Source organism: Roseibium aggregatum IAM 12614, assembly GCF_000168975.1.
Classification (GTDB): domain Bacteria; phylum Pseudomonadota; class Alphaproteobacteria; order Rhizobiales; family Stappiaceae; genus Roseibium; species Roseibium aggregatum.
The window spans coordinates 133,825-150,985 of the sequence record NZ_AAUW01000012.1 but is presented as its reverse complement, the minus strand read 5'-3'; the positions used below and the strand labels follow the sequence as shown (position 1 = coordinate 150,985).

Sequence of the window (17,161 nt, the reverse complement as noted above, 5' to 3'; positions counted from 1 at the left end):
GCCTATGCCTTCCCGAGGGGGTGATAGCAAGCTGCAATGTGGTCGTTGCCGCCGGTGGCCTCGTCCGGTGCCGGTTTGCCGGCAACGCAGATATCGGTGCGGTGGGCACAGCGAGCGGCAAAGGCGCAGCCTTTGGGCGGATTGTAGGGATCCGGCAGTTCGGCCGAAGCGTCTTCGGACATCAGGTCGTGCCGCCCAGGTGCGGGGGCGGAGCGCATCAGCAGATCCGTATAGGGATGGAGCGGATGGCGAAAGATCTCCCTGGCGGGGCCAAGCTCGGCCATCCGGCCGAAGTACATCACCGCCACCCGGTCGCTGACACTTTCCACCACCGAAAGATCGTGGCTGATGAAGATGTAGGTGAGGCCGAAGTCGTCCTTCAACTTGTCCAGAAGGTTCAAGACCTGGGCCTGCACGGACACATCGAGCGCGGACACCGGTTCGTCGAGCACGATCAGCTCCGGACCTGCCGCAAGTGCCCGCGCAATGCCGATCCGCTGCGCCTGACCGCCGGAAAATTCATGCGGATAGCGCTCCAGGAACTCCGGCGCCAGATTGACCGCCTGCAGAAGTTCGGCAAGACGCGCCTCGCGGCGGTCCGCATTCAGGTCGGTCAGGTGCTTGAGCGGCGCTTCCAGGATGGTGCGTATGGTCTTGCGCGGATTGAGCGAGGCAACCGGGTCCTGGAAGACATATTGAACCTTGCGAGACAGCGCGTTCCGGTCCTTTTTCGCAAGCGCGGCCAGATCCTCACCGTTGAAAGTGATCGAGCCTGAGGTGGGCAGGTCGAGACCGACGACGAGACGGGCGAGGGTGGACTTGCCGCAGCCGGATTCTCCGACAACACCAAGGGTCTCGCCTTTCTTCACGTCGAGGCTGAGCCCCTGGACCGCGTGGACGGCCGGCAGATGCCCACCAAAGAGCTTCCGGCCACCGCCGAAAATGCGTTCGACATCCCGAATGGTCAAAAGGGCTTCGCGGTCCATCGGCTTCTGACTGATCTCGTTCATACAGCCGCTCCGGAGTTCAACGGAAAGAGACACCGGACACCTCGGGTATCCGACGACATTTCAAGCTCAATCTCTCCTGCGCGGCAGGCGGCCTGTGCGTGCGGGCACCGGGCCGCAAAGGCGCAGCCTTCCGGCAGATTGTTGACCACGGGCGGACGGCCTTCGATTGCATCCAGACGCCGCTCGGGTTCGCCCAGAACCGGGACGCATTCGATCAGCTTGGCGGTGTAGGGGTGGCGCGGATTGGCCAGGACCTCTTCCGTCGTTCCCGTTTCGACGATCCGTCCCGCATACATGACCGCAACCCGGTCACACAGAGCGGAGACGACGCCGAAGTCATGCGTTATGAACAAGATCGCGGCGTTGCGCTCCCGGCGCAGACCGTTCATCAGTGTGAGGATCTGCGACTGCACGGTCACGTCGAGCGCGGTGGTCGGTTCGTCCGCAATCAGCACCTTGGCATCATTGGCCAGCGCCATGGCGATACAGACCCTCTGGCGCATACCGCCGGAAAGTTCATGCGGGTAGGCGGACAGTCGTTCCTTCGCGTTCGGAATGCGGACAAGCGACAGCAGTTCGATCGCCTTTTCGCGCGCCTTCGAGCCGGATAGGGGCCGGTGCGTTGTGATGGCTTCCGTCAACTGGTCGCCAACGGTGAAAAGCGGATGCAGCGTTGACAGCGGATCCTGGAAGACATAGGCGACCGATCCGCCTCTCAGATCCCGGATGCGCCGGTCGCTCGCGGCAAAGAGATCCTCACCATCGAGATAGGCCGCACCACCGGCAATCCGGCCGGGAGGTGTCGGCACCAGACCCATGATCGACATGGCAGTGACTGATTTGCCGGAACCGGATTCACCGACGATACCCAGGCATTCGCCCTCTTTCAGGTTCAGATCGACCCCGCCGACAGCCTTGTAGACGGAACTGCCGATCTCGAATTCGGTGCGCATCTGGCGGACGTCGAGAACGCCGCCCTTTTCGGACGGTGAGGGAATGTCGTCAGCCTTCCTGTGAACGGCCGTGCGAGAGACCGGCCGGGTCAGCGATCCGGCGCGCAGGCGCGGGTCGAGAATATCGCGCACGCCATCGCCAAAGAGGTTGATGCTCATGACCAGCGCGAAGATCATCAGGCCGGGGATGATCGACACGTGCGGGGCCGTGAACAGGATCTTGCGGCCTTCGCCCAGCATGGAGCCGAGGTCTGCCTGGGGTGGCTGCGCGCCAAGGCCGAGGAAGGAGAGGCCTGCAGTTTCCAGGATCATCCAGCCGACGGTCGTCGACATGGTGATGACGATGACAGGCAGAACATTGGGCAGAATTTCCAGGAACAGGATCTGCACCGGCGATTTACCGGAGAGCCTTGCCGCGTCGACGAATTCCCGTCGGGACAGGCCAAGCGTGATGCCGCGGATGTTGCGGGCAAAGAACGGGATGTTGACGAGGGCGATGGCGTAAAGCGCGTTGAGCAGGCCCGGGCCAAGTACGGCGACGATGGCCAGTGCCAGCAGGATATAGGGAAACGCCATCACCATATCGATGCCGCGCATGATCAGCGTATCCGTTCGCCCGCCCGCGTAACCGGCAACCAGCCCCAGAAGAGACCCGAAGAAGGCGGCGATGATCGTCGCGGAAAGACCGACGGCGAGTGACACCCGCGTGCCCCAGATCAGCCGCGACAGGATATCTCGGCCCAGATGATCAGTGCCAAGCAGATGCCCTTCGGCAAAGACCGGCAGCAGGCGGTTTGCCGGGGCTGTGACGTCCGGATCCTCCAGCGGCAGGATTGGTGCTGCCAGCGCGATGAGGCAGATCAGCACCAGAACGACAAGGCCGCTGGTTGCCAGCGTATTGTTGAGGAGGAGCGCAAGTGTCCCTGGACGCGAGGACTTGGACGCCGGTCTGGACGGGGCGCTCATGGTCGTGTCAGTCATCAGCGCAACCTCGGATCTAGAATGGTCTGCACCACGTCCGCGAGCAGATTGAAAAGCACATAGGCTGCCGCCACCACCAGAACGCCCCCCTGGACCAGCAGCAGGTCGCGGGTGGAAATCGCGGTCACCAGCATGGAGCCGATGCCGGGCCACTGGAACACGGTTTCGATATAGACCGCACCACCGATGACAAAGCCTGCCTGGATGCCGATGACCGGCACCACGCCAACCAGTGCGGACTTGAAGGCGTGCTTGTAGATGACCTTGCGTTCCGACAGACCTTTGGCGCGGGCCGTGCGGATATAGTCCTGCCGCAAGACCTCCAGCATGGCGGTTCGTGTCAGACGGGCGATGACGCCGGTTGCGACGACCGAAAGTGTCAGCGCGGGCAGGGTGAGGTGATGGATCAGGTCCGCCAGGTCACCGCCGCCATAGATCGCATACATGCCGGACGCCGGGAACAGGCGCAGGTTGACGGCAAAGACCAGGATCAGCAGCAGGCCGAGCCAGAAGGACGGCGTGGAAATACCGATAAGCACCAGCAGCGTGATGATCTTGTCCGCCCAGCCGTATTGGCGGACAGCGGAAACGATGCCGGCGAGAAGGCCGAAAATCGAGCACAGGACCAGCGATGTGCCGGCCAGGATGAGCGTTGCCGAAAAACGCTCCATCACTTCATCCAGCACCGGGCGGTTGAGCGTGTAGGACCGACCGAGATCGCCCTGGAACAGATTGCCGATCCAGATGACGTATTGTTCGAACAAGGTCTTGTCGAGGCCGAGGTCGCGGTTGAGTTTGGCAACGTTCTCCGGCGTCGCATAGGAGCCCAGAATGGCTGTGGCCGGATCCCCCGGGATCATGGCCATGATCAGGAAGACGATGATCGTCAACCCGAACAGGACGGGGATGGCAGCCAGCAGACGCTTGGCAATATAGGCAGCCAATGGTCTCTCCCTCTTTCTGAGTGCTCAACCGTCCGATCCGGATTTCATCCAGAACGTCAGGCTTTGCCAATCATTGGACCCTCATCCTGAGGAAGCGCGAAGCGCTGTCTCGAAGGATGGGCCGCTTGCTCCTGAGTATGCCGCCCATCCTTCGAGACGCGCGAAATCGCGCTCCTCAGGATGAGGTCTTCTGGTGGGGTATGCTTGCCCCGGCAACTCAAGAAATTCCGGAAAGGTCCGAATACGAAAATCCCGGCAGACCGTTTCACGGTCCGCCGGGAAGGTTTTTTTGTTACTGAGGCTTCTTCACATCCTGAAGCATCAGGAAGAAGGACGGCTGCAGCTTGAAGTCTTCGACCGATGCCTTGGTGACGGCATTCTGTTTCCAGTTGGCGACGAAGACCCAGGGAGCGTCTTCATGGACGATGTCCTGCATTTCCTTGTAGAGCTTGGCGCGTTCAGCCTGATCGGTTTCCTCACGGGCCTTCTCCAGCAGTTCGTCCACCTTGGCGTTGGAATAGTAGCCGGAGTTGAAACCGCCCTGTTCCGGCATGGCTTCCGTGCGCAGCGCCAGGAACGGCAGCGTGTCCGGATCGTTCGTCATCCAGGCCATTTCCGCCATGGCAGCCTTGCCCTGAAGTCCCGGGTTTACCTTGCCGAGGAAGGTGTTCCACTCGTAGGTTTCGATCTTGACCTTCATGCCGACGGCCTGGAGATCAGCCTGAATGGCCGTGCCCATTGCGATCGGATCGAGCATGCCGGAGCCGCCTTCAGTGACATAGAAGGTGATTTCCTCGCCGTTGTATTCGGCTTCCTTCAGAAGCTCCTTGGCCTTTTCCGGATCATACGGATAGGGCTCCAGGCTTTCGTTGTAGGCCCAGGCGAACGCGGGCGGTGTCGGGCCGGCGGCAACCTCGGCGGTGCCTTGCAGGATGTTTTCCACCAGCGCCTTCTTGTTGATGGCATAGTTGGCGGCCTGACGTGCAGCCTTGATATCAAACGGTGCTTCGCGAGCGTTCAGGATCAGGAACCAGACGTGAGGACCAGCCTGTTCCAGCACCTGGAAGGTCGAATCGTCCTTGAACTGCTGCAGGCTGTCGGGCGGCACTTCAACCATCACATCCAGCCCACCGGAGAGCATTTCGGCGATGCGGGTGTTGGCGTCGGTGATTGGGCGGTAGATCACCGCTTCCAGCTCAGGCGCGCCATCCCAATAGTCGTCGTTGCGCACGGCAACCACCTTGGCGTTGGCTTGCCACTCGGCAAACTTGTAGGCGCCCGTTCCGGACGGATGACGACCGAAATCCTTGCCGTATTGCTTGACGGCTTCGGGCGAGACGATCAGCCCGGTCGGATAGGCAAGGTTCGACAGGAACGGCGCATATGGGGCGCTGAGGTTGAAGGTGACGGTGTTCTCGTCGTCGACAACAACTTCCTCAACGGTGGAGAAGAAGAACGCCAGCGGGAAGGGTCCCGTGTCGTGATAGGGGTTTTCCTCGTTCAACATGCGATCGAAGTTGAACTTCACGGCTTCGGCGTTGAACGGCGAGCCGTCATGGAACTTCACGCCTTCCCGCAGCTTGAAGGTGTAGGTCTTGCCGTCTTCCGAAATGGTCCAGCTTTCGGCCAGGGACGGTTCGACTTCCAGCGTGCCGTCCTTGTACCGCACAAGGCCGTCATAGATGTTCACCAGGATGCGGAAGTCGTTGACCGCCGTGACAGCGTGCGGGTCAAGTGACTTGGGTTCCGCGATCTGGCCGACGACCAGAATATTCGGTGGAGTTTGCGCCTGCACCTGGGGTGCAAAGGCGAGGAAGGCCGAGGCGAATGCCGCGGCTAGGAATCTTTTCATGACCATTCCCCTCGTTGTTTCTGACGAATAATTAATCATGATAAATTGCAATGCTGCAATAATTATTTCATATTTATTTTCATTCGAGGGTTGTGCCTTCGACACAGAAAAAACGCTTAACCGCTGATAAATAGAGGAAAACAAGAATGCCGCAGCATGATATCCGTATCGATCCGGAGCGCCTTAAAACGCTTCTCAACGGAGTGAATCGCTTCGGCTATGTTCCCGAAACCGGTGGTTACACACGGCCGGGCTTCACCCGTGTCGACCTGGAGTGCCGGGACTGGTTCGAGGCTCAGATGAAGGCCGACGGGTTGCAGGTCTGGCGAGACGGGGCACTCAATCTGTTCGGGCGGTACGGACCTGAAGAAGGGCCGTGCGTCATGGCCGGGTCGCATCTCGACACCGTGGTCAATGGTGGCGCATTCGACGGCTCGCTTGGGGCCTGCGTCGCGCTGGAATGCGTGCGCACGATGAAGGATGCCGGTATTACGCCGCAAACGGCGATTGAAGTTGCCGCCACTTCCGAGGAGGAGGGGCGCTTCGGCGGCATGCTCGGCTCTCAGGCCATTGCCGGTGCCATTACGCCGGCCTGGATCGAACAGGCTGTCGATGCCGACGGGATCCAGCTTCGCGATGCCATGACCGGTCTCGGCCTCGAGCCGATGGATATCCTGAAAGCAGCGCGGTCGGCCGGGTCGATCAAGGCCTTTCTGGAACTTCACATCGAGCAGGGACCTGTGCTGGAAGACGAGGGCCTGCCGATTGGTATCGCCGAGGAGGTTTCCGGCGTCTGCTACATGGAACTGGAGCTGACCGGCATTGCCAACCATTCGGGCACGACGCCCATGCATTTGCGGTCGGATGCCTTTGCAGGCCTTTCAGAGCTTGCCGGAACGATTCCGGACCTCATCCATATGCACGGAACCGACCAGACCCGCTTTACCATCGGCCATGTCGAACTTTTCCCGAACCATCCGCACACCATACCGGGTCGTGCGGTCTTTTCGGTGATTCTGCGCGATACCTCTGAAGAGATCATGGTCGGACTGAAATCTCGGTTCCTGGAAAGTGCAGATATCGTTGCCAACCGGCACAGTCTGACATTACGCAAGAGCGAGCGGAGCTGGCTGTCGCCGGTCGCCCTTGATGCAGACCTTGCCGACACGCTGGTCAGCCTGGCCGAACGGGATGGATTGCCGGTGCGGCGCATGCCCTCCGGGGCCGGGCACGATGCCCAGACAATGCAGTCTTTCTGCCCTTCCGGGCTGATCTTCGTCCCCAGCCGGGCCGGCATCAGTCATGCCCCGGAAGAGCACAGCGAGTGGTCCGATATCGAGCAGGGGGCCAACCTCATGTTGCAGGCGTTGATCGACCTGTCCGGCTGACCCGTCTGCTGGTGCCTGCCGGCATCTGCAACTTTCGCTCTTTCATTGCCGGGCGGGCTCGGCTAGGCTTTTCAAAAGTAAAGCATATCGTTCGCGGCGGCATGCCGTTGAAAGTCGTGGAAACTGACAATCCCGTCCATTTGCCAAAGGGGGTGCCATGGAAGCTCGGATTGCCGGACAAAGGGTCCGCGCTGCCTTGAGGTCTGCCGCGACGGCCGGTCTGATATGCAGTGTTCCGGTGTTGCAAGGATGTGCACTGTCCGATGCTCCGGTCCTCTTCCCCAAGGGACCGATCGCGCTGGCGGAGCGGGATCTGCTTTTCACGGCATTCGGCATCATGATGATCGTGGCGATACCCGCCATTCTCCTGACGCTCCTGTTTGCCTGGCGCTATCGCAAGCGCACCCGCAACACTGCCGACTACGCCCCCGAATGGGACGGCTCCTGGGGCATCGAAGCCGTGGTCTGGCTGGTTCCTGCCGCGATCGTGGTGGTCATCGGAACCATCGTCTGGGACGCAACCCACCGGCTCGATCCTTACAAGCCTCTGGCAGCCGACAAGCCGGCCTTCAAGGTGCAGGCCGTGGCGCTCGACTGGAAATGGCTGTTCCTTTATCCGGAACTCGGCACGGCAAGCGTCAATGAACTTGCCTTTCCGGCAGACCGTCCGCTGACCATCGAGATCACCTCCGACACCGTCATGAATTCGCTTATGATTCCCGCACTTGGCGGCCAGATCTACGCCATGGCGGGCATGAGATCCGAAATGAACCTGATCGCGGATGGTCCTGGGACCTTCAACGGTCGCAACACCATGTATTCCGGTGACGGCTTTTCCGACCAGCATTTCAAGGCCCACGCCATGAGTGAAGCGGATTTCGCCGCCTGGAAAGAAAAGGTGACGGGCGCCGCGGATGTCCTGGACGCCAAGGCTTACGTGGACCTGCACAAACAGAGCGTTGCCGATCCCGTACGTTACTATTCGTCTTTCGAGACGGATCTCTTTTCAATCATCCTGCGCAAATACGCGCCGATTGTCGGCCCTTACGAAAGCAAGGCCGCCGAACTCATCTGCCGGGGGGCTGTTTGATGCTGGGACGTCTGACTGTAGAGGCCCTGCCGTTCTATTCCTGGGTGGCCATGGGCGGAGCGGCGGTGACCGTCGGCGGCGGCATTGCCGTCTTCCTGCTGATCACCTGGCTGCGGGCCTGGAAGGTGCTCTGGACCGACTGGCTGACCAGCGTCGACCACAAGAAGATCGGCATCATGTATGTGGTGCTGGCTTTGGTGATGCTGGTCCGCGGTTTTGTCGATGCCTTGATGATGCGGGCGCAGCAGGCGTTTTCGCTGAATTCGGAAGGCTACCTGCCGCCAGAGCATTTCGAACAGATCTTTTCCTCTCACGGCACCATCATGATCTTTTTCGTGGCGATGCCGTTCCTGACCGGGCTGATCAACATCATCGTGCCGCAACAGATCGGTGCGCGCGATGTGGCCTTTCCGTTCCTGAATTCCGTCAGCCTCTGGATGACGGCCGCCGGTGCGGCTCTGGTGCTGATATCGCTTGTGGTCGGCAAGTTCTCTCAAGCCGGCTGGACGGGATATCCGCCGTATTCGGGAGTTGAATACAGTCCGGGTGTCGGGGTCGACTACTGGCTGTGGGCGCTGATCACCAGCGGGGTGGGCAGTACGCTTTCCGGCATCAATTTCATCGTCACAATCGTCAAGAACCGCTGTCCGGGCATGACCTTCATGCGCATGCCGATGTTCACCTGGACGACACTGTGCATTTCCATCCTGATTGCCTTTTCCTTTCCGGCATTGACGGTGGTTGCAGGGCAGTTGACGCTCGACCGGACGCTCGGGTTCCATTTCTTCACCAACGGCGATGGCGGCAACATGATGATGTTTGCCAACCTGTTGTGGATCTGGGGCCATCCGGAGGTTTACATCCTGATCCTGCCGGCCTTCGGCATCTTTTCCGAAGTGGTGGCCACCTTCTCGCGCAAGCGGCTGTTCGGCTACACATCGCTGGTCTATGCGACTGCCTGTATCGCGCTTCTGTCCTTCACGGTCTGGCTGCACCACTTCTTCACGATGGGATCGTCGGCCAACGTCAACGCAATCTTCGGGATTGCGACGATGATCATCGCGGTGCCGACAGGCGTGAAGATCTTCGACTGGCTGTTCACCATGTACAAGGGCCGGATCGAGTTCCACCCGTCCATGGTCTACACGATCGGCTTCATGGTGACTTTCGTCATCGGTGGTGTGACCGGGGTTCTGCTAGCGCTGCCGCCGGCCGATTACCTGATGCACAATTCCACCTTCCTGGTGGCGCACTTCCATAACATGCTGATCCCAGGTGCCCTGTTCGGCTACTTCGCCGGGCTTAACTACTGGTTCCCGAAAGCCTTCGGTTTCAAGCTCGACACCAAGTGGGGTATCAGGTCTTTCTGGTGCTGGATCATCGGTTTCTATCTCGCCTTCATGCCACTCTATGTGCTCGGCTTCAAAGGCATGAGCCGACGGATGGAGCATTATGCCGATCCCACCTGGCAGCCTTATCTCATCGTGGCAGCGATTGGTGCGTTGTTCGTTCTGTGCGGCATCGCCTGCATTGCCATCCAGCTCTACGTGTCGGCGAGGAAATGGGGTTCCGCCCGGGATATTACGGGTGACCCGTGGAACGGACGTACCCTGGAGTGGGCGACGTCATCCCCACCCGCACCCTATAATTTCGCGGTTCTGCCGGAGGTGACCGACATCGATGCCTTCCACGACATGAAGATCCTGGGGCAGGCCTATCAGCCGCCGCAGCATTACGAAGACATCGTCATGCCGAAAAACACCTGGATCGGCCCGGCGCTCGGCGCGCTGGCCTTCGCTCTCGGCTTCGCGTTCGTCTGGTATATCTGGTGGCTGGTGGCCCTGTGCTTCGTGCTCTCGCTCGTATGTGTCGGCATCCGCGCCTCGGATGACAACAGCGAGTTCGTGCTGCCGGCCGCGGAAGTCGCGCGGATCGAGCGCGAACGCCTTGCACAGATTTCACCGGCCGACATGCATGACATGCACGATTATGTGCCGCGCGGTGCCGCCTCCGGCGCACCGTTGACCGGAACGGTTTAGGGGAAGGGCCGATGTCTGCTGCTACCATTCTGGAAGAAGAACAGAAGCACGCCCTCCATTCGCGGGAGTTCGGCTTCTGGATCTATCTGATGACCGATGCGGTCATTTTCGCATTGCTGTTTGCTTCCTATGCGGTCCTTGCGGAAAATTCCGCGGCGGGGCCGACTTCAAATGACCTCTTCGACCTCAGCAGGACTGCAATTGAAACCGGTTTGCTGCTTGTCTCCAGCCTGACCTTCGGGATGGCGAGCATCGCCCTGATGCACGATCAGAAGGGCCGGGTGGTCCAGTGGCTTTTCGTGACCTTGCTGCTCGGTCTTGCCTTTCTGGCGATGGAGATGGGCGAATTTGGTGGCATGATCGAAAAAGGTGCAGGGCCGGAAGTCAGCGGCTTTCTGTCTGCTTTCTTTACGCTCGTGGGAACCCACGGCCTGCATGTGGCTTTCGGGTCGCTCGGCATCGTGGTGATGATCGGTCAGGTGCTGGTCAAGGGATTGACAGCGCCGGTGCGCTCCCGGCTGATGCGGCTCGGGCTTTTCTGGCATTTTCTCGACATCGTCTGGATCGGGATCTTTTCGGCGGTGTATCTGCCGGGCGTTCTATAGGGGGCACATATGAACCATTCCGCTGAACGCAGCCTGTCCACCTATCTTACAGGGTTCGTCCTTGCTGTCCTGCTGACAGCCATTCCCTTCGCTCTCGTCTGGGGCGGACTGCTTGCCGGCAGTGCGGTCTACGCCGTCATCGCCGTTGCTGCCGTGCTGCAGGTGATTGTGCATCTGGTGTTTTTCCTGCACATCGATCTGAAATCGACACCGGCAGAAAACCTGTTTTTCCTGGCCTTTGCCGCAGTGCTCATCTTCATCATGGTTGGCGGAAGCCTCTGGATCATGATGGATCTCCATCACCGGATGCAGTGAAGGTCAAAAGGGGTGAGCGGCAGCTCAGGCCGTTCGGCACCCGATCAGACTGGAAGGAGAAGGACATGACAGGTACTCGCACCTTGCTGGCTGGAAGCATTCTTGCCGCCGGGTTCATGCTGACAGGCATGACCGCTGCATCGGCTGACTGTCAGGCCGACATCGACAAGGTCGAAAACGCCGTTGTCCACTCCGAGCGCGAGGGCATCGACATTACCGTTGCGGAGAAGATGCGCGCACTGCTCGAAGAAGCAAACAAGGAACGGCGCGCGGGCAACGAGGCGAAATGCCAGGAACTGATCAATCAGGCTAAATACATCGGCGACGTGGAATGACGGCTGATATTGTGCCTCTTCATCTGGTCGGCCGGCTGAGCCTGGGGTAAGAGAACCCATTCCGGAACTGGTGTGGGGAAACATGATTTCGGTCGTTCTTGAATGAAATCCTGCCGCGACATTGCGATTGTGGGGGCTGGCATCGCTGGCTCGATCGCAGCTCTGGAACTTGCGGATCGCGGTAGCCGCATCGTGCTTTACGACGCCGGGGCAGAACCGCTTGCCGCGGCTTCGCTGGTCAACGAAGGCAAGATACACCTCGGGTTCGTTTATGGTGGTGACACGTCGGGACTGACTGCCCGGCGCATGATTGACGGCGCGCTTCTATTCCGGTCCATCGTGTGCCGGTGGATGTCGGAAGACCATTTCGCCTCTTCCGTAACGCAGCCATTCGATTATGCCGTTCCTGAAGGGTCACAGCTTTCCGCAAGTGCTGTGGAACAGCACTTCAAACAGGTTCAGGAAATCCTCCGAGAGCGTCTAGCCGCACCAAATGCCGACTATCTCGGCGAGGTGGATCTGCCTGCCTTCCGTCGCATGACGTCACATCCTTATGGATCAGAGACCGGCAAGATCGAAGCTGCCTTCGTGACACCGGAACGATCCGTTGACACCCACATCATTGCTGCAGCACTTCGCGCAGCGGTGCTGTCACACCCGCGGATCGACTTCCGGGCAAACCACAGGGTGACCCGTTTCAATGCAAGCCGGTCCGGTTGGCAGGTGGTTGGTGAACATGGCGCTGACGGCCCGTTCGACCGAGTGCTTAACGCCGCCTGGGAACAGCGCCGCTTTCTGGATCATGCCAGCGGTTTTGCCGATGATGCCTCCTGGTTCTTGCGCTACAAGATGGCGGTGCTGTTGCCGGATGTTGTCGAAGGTCTTGCGAATGTCACGCTCATGTTGGGGCGATACGGAGACGTGGTGCATTATGGCAGTGGCCGGGTCTATCTGTCCTGGTATCCAACGATGATGCTTGCCAGCACGCCCGACCTGTTGCTGACAACCCCGGAGCTTACGTCATCCCGAAAGGCAGAGATCGTTCGCAGTTCTGTTGCGGCACTTGCAGCCTACTATCCGAAGATCGGACAGTTCCTGCAGGTCCCTGCGACAGATAATGCGTCGCTGATTGGCGGAACTATTGATGCGAGAGGCGCAAGCGACATCGATGATCGCGTCAGCGATCTGCATAAGCGGAGCAGGATTGGCCCGTGTCATTTGGCCGAAGGATATTGCAGCCTCGATACCGGCAAATACACGACCGCGCCAATGTTCGCTCTCGAAGCGGCGAACGCTCTGGCGCCTGCCAGCCGGGTTAATCAAGTCATCGCCTCATGAAGTTTTCTACGATCTGGCCAGGCAAACGGTCAATGCTGACGATCTGCATACCGGCTTATCGCCCGCAGAACTTTCTGGAGCGCGTGCCTGTGTCGGTCCAGGCCCAGACATTTCGCGATTTTCGAGTTGTCATCTCCAATGACGGCGGATTCGAGCGGGAAAGCTTCGAGCCGTTTCGTCGTATGGCCAATGTCCGTATCCACCATCAGCCGACTCGCCTCGGTTGGGTGGAAAACGCCAACTGGCTGATCAGAAGGGTGAAGACGCCATATTTTGCCATCCTGCCGCAGGACGACACGATTGAGCCGGACTATTACGCCGCACTTGTGGATCTTCTGGAAAAGACACCTGCGGCTGGAAGCGCCTGTACCGCAATCCAGACCGTTGGCAGGCCGGATGAACACATCATCTGCAGCAAAAACGTAAGCGGAGACCTGGAAGAACGGATCAGCCAGGTGTTCAGGATGAGCTATGCGGGCGTCAGTTTTCGTGCGGTCAACCGGACACCGGCAAACCTTCGTGATCTGACCGTTCCCGGAAACCGGTTCGACAATATGTTCGCCGACAGTACCTGGATCATGCGACAGGCGATCCAGGGAGAAATGCTATATCTCGACCGGCCGCTCTACAGGAAACTCTACCACAGCGGCAACACCCACATGGGCTGGCTGGAAACCCCTGCCAGAACCCTTGCGCTGGCCTGGTTGCGCTATTGCCAACAGATGGCAATATATGCGGCATGGTCCATGGTTGATGAGACACTGCGCGAAGTCATAGGCGACCTTGCCTGCGAGCGGGCATTTTCCAGAGATAATGGATTGAGACCATTAGCCGTCAGCAGGGCGTTCGACGCGATCTGGAGCCAGAGTGAACAAGATCTGCGGCAAGAACGGATGAAGACAGCGCTATGGCGTTCACTGCAGCAAGGGCAGGGCGGCTGCTACACGTGGCGCAAATACATGCACCGCTTGGTCTGAAGCACCCGACGGGCTGAGGCTGCAGCAAGCTACGCAGTAAAATACAAACTGGCTTGGGAAAAATGGTGCCGGCAGCAGGATTCGAACCCGCGACCCCGAGATTACAAATCACGTGCTCTACCAGCTGAGCTATACCGGCGCCGGGAATGGCTTCTACCAGATTGGGCGCACTTGTCCATGCCCTGATCTGCATTTTTCGATTCTGATTCCGGAAAATCCCCTAAACCTCTCAATTTATTTCGAAAACCCGGTGGCTGCTGTGGATAGAGTGGCTCCAAGTGCGTGATTTGCATTCTCACTCCCTAGCACCGTGGGGGCTCGAATCCGCGTGCCGTTCTGCATTTTCCAGAAGCAGGGATGCAAAAGACAAACGCTTCACTTCAGTCCGGGGCGCTATTGGCCGTATTTTTTGAAGGTTGGAGTCTTTTCCGGGTCTTCTGGCAAAGCGCTGGTATGGTGCTTTAGAAGCTGAATGCAGTTTTATGCCCTTGGAAGGGGTGCGGCCGGGCTGATTGCCGGTTCCGCTGGCAGTCGCTGCGCTCTTTCGAGGGAACATGTTGTCCGCCTGAGCTCGGAAGGCTAGCTTCCATTTCTGATCGTTTGCGGCCTCCGATTCAGCGAGGCACGGGCCAGAAAGACTGTCGATGGCCCAGCAAACGCTGCGCGGGGCGAGCTCATCAGACACACAGCAGGAAAGGAGAGGGGGCTTACAACCCCATCTTCATCCGCGCCACATAGAGTGAGAGAACAGCGGCGTTGGAAACATTGAGCGAGCGAATCTCGCCGGGCATGTCGAGGCGGGCCGTCAGCCCGCAGGCTTCGCGCACACCCTGACGCACACCTTTGCCTTCCGACCCAAGCACCAGAACGGTCTTGTCGCTGAACGGTGTCTCTTCAAGACTTGCCGGGCCATCGCTGTCGAGGGCAATGCAGGAAAAGCCTTCGTCCTTCATCTCGGCAATGAAGCGGGCCATGTTCTTCACCCGGACATGTTTGATCATGTCGAGTGCACCGGAAGCGGATTTCGCCAGAACAGAGCCTTCTTCCGGCGCATGGCGTTCGGTTGTTACCACCGCATCGGCATCGAGCGCGACAGCCGAGCGCAGGATTGCGCCGACATTGTGCGGATCCGTGACCTGGTCAAGTGCGAGAACGAGCCGCGCACCTTTCAGATGCTCCGCGCCATAAGCGGGCAGAGGATCGGCTTCCAGGATCATGCCCTGATGAACGGCATCCTTGGTCACCATCCTGTCCAGGGCACGGGGCATCATGGATTCGACAGGGACGTCGATCTTCACACCGCGCTCTTCGAGGCGGCGAAGAGCGTTGTCCGTCGCGAACAGTTTCAGCCGCTTGCGATCCTTGTTGGCAAAGGCCGCTTCCACCGTGTGCAGACCATAAAGCAGCACCGGGCCTTCCGGCGGCAGACCCGGCCGGCGTGGCGCCGGTTTGCCGCCGAATTTCTTGTTGCCGCGAAAGCCCGGCTTGCCGGCTGGGCGCGAAGGTTTCTTGTCGTCACTCATGGCGCAGCTCTACCGGGATTTCCCCCTCAGGAAAAGAGGGAAAGACAGCGCGGCTGTTCCTTCTCCCTTGGATCAGGAGGGCTTCAGGATCATGCAGCTTACGGTGCCGTGGGCGATCAGCTTGCCGTTCGCGTCCCGCAGTTCGCCCTCGGTGGTTGCCAGGCGGGACCCGCGATGAACGATCCTGCCTTCGCAGATCACTTCGCCGCTCGTTTCAAGCAGCGGGCGGACCATGTTCACGTTAAGCGTCGTGGTCGTGTAGAATTCGCCCGGTTGCAGAGTGGTGTGAACCGCGCAGCTCAATGCCGTATCGATCAGCGTCGATATCCAGCCACCATGCACTGTCCCGAGCGGGTTCAGGAATTCGCGCGCCGGCAGACCTGTGAAGACGGCCCGGCCTTCGGAAAATTCCTTCATTCTTATATTGGAGTGAACCATGATCGGCGGGGCGGGCAATTCGCCTGCCATCATCCTCTCGAAGATGTCCAGACCGGACAAGGTGGCAAAGGCTGCTTTGGGCAATGCACCAAGAGAAAGTGTGTTGCCGTTCTCGGTGTGGGTCGGGATTTCGCTCATGAGAGGTGTCCTGGGTGGGGGATCAGTTGGATGAGGATGGAGGGACAGCGTCAGCGGCCTCTTTGTCCTGGCTTTCGAGAATGTGGACCGCCTTGCGCAACGTGGACATCTGTGCGCGCACGGCATCTGCGCCGTCGGGGCCGAGCAGTGTGCTGAGCTCCTCCTGTGCTTTGAGCCACGTGCTGTGGATTTCGATCACCTTTGCTTCGCCAAGCGGCGTCAGAACGGGAAGCACCTTCTTTCCGCCTGTGCCTTGGCGGGCAATCAGACCGGCTGACTCGAGCGGCTTTAGGTTTCGGGCCAGAGTGGATCGGTCAATGCCGAGAAAACGGGCGATCTCTGCCGCCGAACTTGCAGACCCGTCGGCTATGGCAGCCAAAAGCTGGGCCTGGGTCAGTTCAAGGCCAAGCGCTGCCATATGCCTATTATAATGACGGGTCAGAAGATTGGCGGTGCGCCGGGCAGCGTGACCGAGGCAGATTCGGCCCATGTGCTGGAAGTCGATATCTTTGAGAGAAGATGACATTTGTTGTAGATACAACAAAAGAAGAATCTCCTCAAGCTGCGGCGTGCGTCGGCCAGGATTTCAGGGGGCTGCCAGCCCCATCAGACATTGCAAAAGGGCGCTTCGCCGGATCATGCCCCGCGGCGAAAGTTGTCCACAGGCTGGAGCCGAGTGAACCCGGTTTTTGAGGAAAACGCAGGGGAACCGTGACATCGCGGCCATGCTGCGGCAATCTGGGGAAGCTGTCAGCCTTGGCAATCGCTCACGTTCGAAGCGTCTGTTTCGCGCGTCCTGCTGATTTTGTTCATTTCTTTGCAAAATCGGCGTTGACAGGGCGGGGCCCTATCTGCATAACACGCGCCACGGGATTGCTCGCCCCTTCCGGGCGGGCTCTTCGGTAAGCCATCCTGATCGCTTCGGCGTGAAGCAGGACGAGATGGAGGAGTGCCCGAGTGGCTAAAGGGGACGGACTGTAAATCCGTTGGCTATGCCTACGTTGGTTCGAATCCAACCTCCTCCACCATCGTTCCTGGTTCTCTCGTTGTGCGGGTGTAGCTCAATGGTAGAGCAGCAGCCTTCCAAGCTGACGACGAGGGTTCGATTCCCTTCACCCGCTCCATCATGGGTGCTGATCGGAGTGTCCGGAACGGAAGGCTCTTTCGCCCGGATATCCTGACAAGAAGTTCAACGGGAAGCAATTCGTCGCTCGTGGATCTGTCCAAGGCGCCGG

Annotated in this window: 15 protein-coding genes and 3 tRNA genes; 10 read left to right on the top strand and 8 right to left on the bottom strand. The window is 59.4% G+C overall.

The annotated features are described in order from the left end of the window. Positions 1 to 2 precede the first annotated feature (2 nt). The 4 genes from SIAM614_RS17375 to SIAM614_RS17360 all read right to left on the bottom strand — a co-directional run bounded on the left by SIAM614_RS17375 (position 3) and on the right by SIAM614_RS17360 (position 5,740). Positions 3 to 1,010, bottom strand: a complete 1,008-nt coding sequence (locus SIAM614_RS17375; protein ID WP_006936500.1) for an ABC transporter ATP-binding protein — start codon at positions 1,008 to 1,010, stop codon at positions 3 to 5. Further along, a complete protein-coding gene (locus tag SIAM614_RS17370; protein ID WP_006936498.1) occupies positions 1,007 to 2,944 on the bottom strand; it encodes a dipeptide/oligopeptide/nickel ABC transporter permease/ATP-binding protein in 1,938 nt (645 codons plus the stop codon). The genes SIAM614_RS17375 and SIAM614_RS17370 overlap by 4 nt, the downstream gene beginning before the upstream one ends. Continuing rightward, positions 2,944 to 3,888 (bottom strand): ABC transporter permease, encoded by a 945-nt coding sequence (locus tag SIAM614_RS17365; RefSeq protein ID WP_006936496.1) that lies wholly within the window; start codon positions 3,886 to 3,888, stop codon positions 2,944 to 2,946. The genes SIAM614_RS17370 and SIAM614_RS17365 overlap by 1 nt, the downstream gene beginning before the upstream one ends. A 292-nt stretch (positions 3,889 to 4,180) precedes the next feature. Further along, positions 4,181 to 5,740 carry an ABC transporter substrate-binding protein gene (locus SIAM614_RS17360; protein WP_040440528.1) on the bottom strand — a complete coding sequence of 520 codons (1,560 nt, stop codon included), beginning with the start codon at positions 5,738 to 5,740 and terminating at the stop codon, positions 4,181 to 4,183. Positions 5,741 to 5,886: 146 nt separating this feature from the next. On the opposite strand from SIAM614_RS17360, the gene SIAM614_RS17355 reads away from it, so the two are divergent. The 8 genes from SIAM614_RS17355 (at position 5,887) to SIAM614_RS17320 (ending at position 13,827) form a co-directional block, all read left to right on the top strand. Next, entirely contained in the window at positions 5,887 to 7,128 is a 1,242-nt protein-coding gene (locus tag SIAM614_RS17355; RefSeq protein WP_006936492.1) for a Zn-dependent hydrolase, read from the top strand. A gap of 157 nt (positions 7,129 to 7,285) precedes the next feature. Then, the gene (cyoA, locus tag SIAM614_RS17350) at positions 7,286 to 8,218 is read left to right on the top strand and encodes a ubiquinol oxidase subunit II (protein ID WP_006936491.1); all 933 of its coding nucleotides are present in this window, start codon (positions 7,286 to 7,288) and stop codon (positions 8,216 to 8,218) included. Continuing rightward, the gene (cyoB, locus tag SIAM614_RS17345) at positions 8,218 to 10,257 is read left to right on the top strand and encodes a cytochrome o ubiquinol oxidase subunit I (RefSeq protein WP_006936488.1); all 2,040 of its coding nucleotides are present in this window, start codon (positions 8,218 to 8,220) and stop codon (positions 10,255 to 10,257) included. The genes cyoA and cyoB overlap by 1 nt, the downstream gene beginning before the upstream one ends. Before the next feature lie 11 nt (positions 10,258 to 10,268). Continuing rightward, positions 10,269 to 10,862: a cytochrome o ubiquinol oxidase subunit III gene (gene cyoC / locus SIAM614_RS17340; protein WP_006936486.1), complete on the top strand. Its 594-nt coding sequence runs from the start codon at positions 10,269 to 10,271 to the stop codon at positions 10,860 to 10,862. Positions 10,863 to 10,871: 9 nt separating this feature from the next. Further along, positions 10,872 to 11,177 carry a cytochrome o ubiquinol oxidase subunit IV gene (gene cyoD, locus SIAM614_RS17335; RefSeq protein WP_006936484.1) on the top strand — a complete coding sequence of 102 codons (306 nt, stop codon included), beginning with the start codon at positions 10,872 to 10,874 and terminating at the stop codon, positions 11,175 to 11,177. A 65-nt stretch (positions 11,178 to 11,242) separates the two neighbouring features. Further along, positions 11,243 to 11,512 (top strand): hypothetical protein, encoded by a 270-nt coding sequence (locus tag SIAM614_RS17330; protein WP_040440494.1) that lies wholly within the window; start codon positions 11,243 to 11,245, stop codon positions 11,510 to 11,512. Between the two features lie 102 nt (positions 11,513 to 11,614). Beyond that, a complete protein-coding gene (locus SIAM614_RS17325; protein ID WP_006936478.1) occupies positions 11,615 to 12,850 on the top strand; it encodes an FAD-dependent oxidoreductase in 1,236 nt (411 codons plus the stop codon). 32 nt (positions 12,851 to 12,882) lie between these two features. Then, positions 12,883 to 13,827, top strand: a complete 945-nt coding sequence (locus SIAM614_RS17320; RefSeq protein ID WP_006936477.1) for a glycosyltransferase family 2 protein — start codon at positions 12,883 to 12,885, stop codon at positions 13,825 to 13,827. Between the two features lie 63 nt (positions 13,828 to 13,890). Here SIAM614_RS17320 and SIAM614_RS17315 read toward each other — a convergent pair. The 4 genes from SIAM614_RS17315 to SIAM614_RS17300 all read right to left on the bottom strand — a co-directional run bounded on the left by SIAM614_RS17315 (position 13,891) and on the right by SIAM614_RS17300 (position 16,467). Further along, a tRNA-Thr gene (locus SIAM614_RS17315) sits at positions 13,891 to 13,966 on the bottom strand. A gap of 568 nt (positions 13,967 to 14,534) precedes the next feature. Continuing rightward, the gene (locus tag SIAM614_RS17310) at positions 14,535 to 15,350 is read right to left on the bottom strand and encodes a TrmH family RNA methyltransferase (RefSeq protein WP_006936474.1); all 816 of its coding nucleotides are present in this window, start codon (positions 15,348 to 15,350) and stop codon (positions 14,535 to 14,537) included. Positions 15,351 to 15,422: 72 nt separating this feature from the next. Further along, the gene (locus SIAM614_RS17305) at positions 15,423 to 15,926 is read right to left on the bottom strand and encodes a PaaI family thioesterase (protein WP_006936473.1); all 504 of its coding nucleotides are present in this window, start codon (positions 15,924 to 15,926) and stop codon (positions 15,423 to 15,425) included. A gap of 22 nt (positions 15,927 to 15,948) precedes the next feature. Continuing rightward, positions 15,949 to 16,467, bottom strand: a complete 519-nt coding sequence (locus tag SIAM614_RS17300) for a MarR family winged helix-turn-helix transcriptional regulator (RefSeq protein ID WP_208984018.1) — start codon at positions 16,465 to 16,467, stop codon at positions 15,949 to 15,951. Positions 16,468 to 16,869: 402 nt separating this feature from the next. Between SIAM614_RS17300 and SIAM614_RS17295 the strand changes: the two genes are divergently transcribed. Then, positions 16,870 to 16,954: transfer RNA gene (locus SIAM614_RS17295), tRNA-Tyr, on the top strand. 22 nt (positions 16,955 to 16,976) lie between these two features. Continuing rightward, positions 16,977 to 17,050 (top strand) — tRNA-Gly (locus SIAM614_RS17290). Positions 17,051 to 17,161: the final 111 nt, after the last annotated feature.

What these genes read in the sequence shown, in the direction of transcription:
- SIAM614_RS17375 (WP_006936500.1), bottom strand. Translation starts at nt 1,010, where the DNA reads ATGAACGAGATCAGTCAGAAGCCGATGGACCGCGAAGCCCTTTTGACC.
- SIAM614_RS17370 (WP_006936498.1), bottom strand. Translation starts at nt 2,944, where the DNA reads ATGACTGACACGACCATGAGCGCCCCGTCCAGACCGGCGTCCAAGTCC.
- SIAM614_RS17360 (WP_040440528.1), bottom strand. Translation starts at nt 5,740, where the DNA reads ATGAAAAGATTCCTAGCCGCGGCATTCGCCTCGGCCTTCCTCGCCTTT.
- SIAM614_RS17355 (WP_006936492.1), top strand. Translation starts at nt 5,887, where the DNA reads ATGCCGCAGCATGATATCCGTATCGATCCGGAGCGCCTTAAAACGCTT.
- cyoA (WP_006936491.1), top strand. Translation starts at nt 7,286, where the DNA reads ATGGAAGCTCGGATTGCCGGACAAAGGGTCCGCGCTGCCTTGAGGTCT.
- cyoB (WP_006936488.1), top strand. Translation starts at nt 8,218, where the DNA reads ATGCTGGGACGTCTGACTGTAGAGGCCCTGCCGTTCTATTCCTGGGTG.
- cyoC (WP_006936486.1), top strand. Translation starts at nt 10,269, where the DNA reads ATGTCTGCTGCTACCATTCTGGAAGAAGAACAGAAGCACGCCCTCCAT.
- cyoD (WP_006936484.1), top strand. Translation starts at nt 10,872, where the DNA reads ATGAACCATTCCGCTGAACGCAGCCTGTCCACCTATCTTACAGGGTTC.
- SIAM614_RS17330 (WP_040440494.1), top strand. Translation starts at nt 11,243, where the DNA reads ATGACAGGTACTCGCACCTTGCTGGCTGGAAGCATTCTTGCCGCCGGG.
- SIAM614_RS17325 (WP_006936478.1), top strand. Translation starts at nt 11,615, where the DNA reads ATGAAATCCTGCCGCGACATTGCGATTGTGGGGGCTGGCATCGCTGGC.
- SIAM614_RS17320 (WP_006936477.1), top strand. Translation starts at nt 12,883, where the DNA reads ATGCTGACGATCTGCATACCGGCTTATCGCCCGCAGAACTTTCTGGAG.
- SIAM614_RS17310 (WP_006936474.1), bottom strand. Translation starts at nt 15,350, where the DNA reads ATGAGTGACGACAAGAAACCTTCGCGCCCAGCCGGCAAGCCGGGCTTT.
- SIAM614_RS17305 (WP_006936473.1), bottom strand. Translation starts at nt 15,926, where the DNA reads ATGAGCGAAATCCCGACCCACACCGAGAACGGCAACACACTTTCTCTT.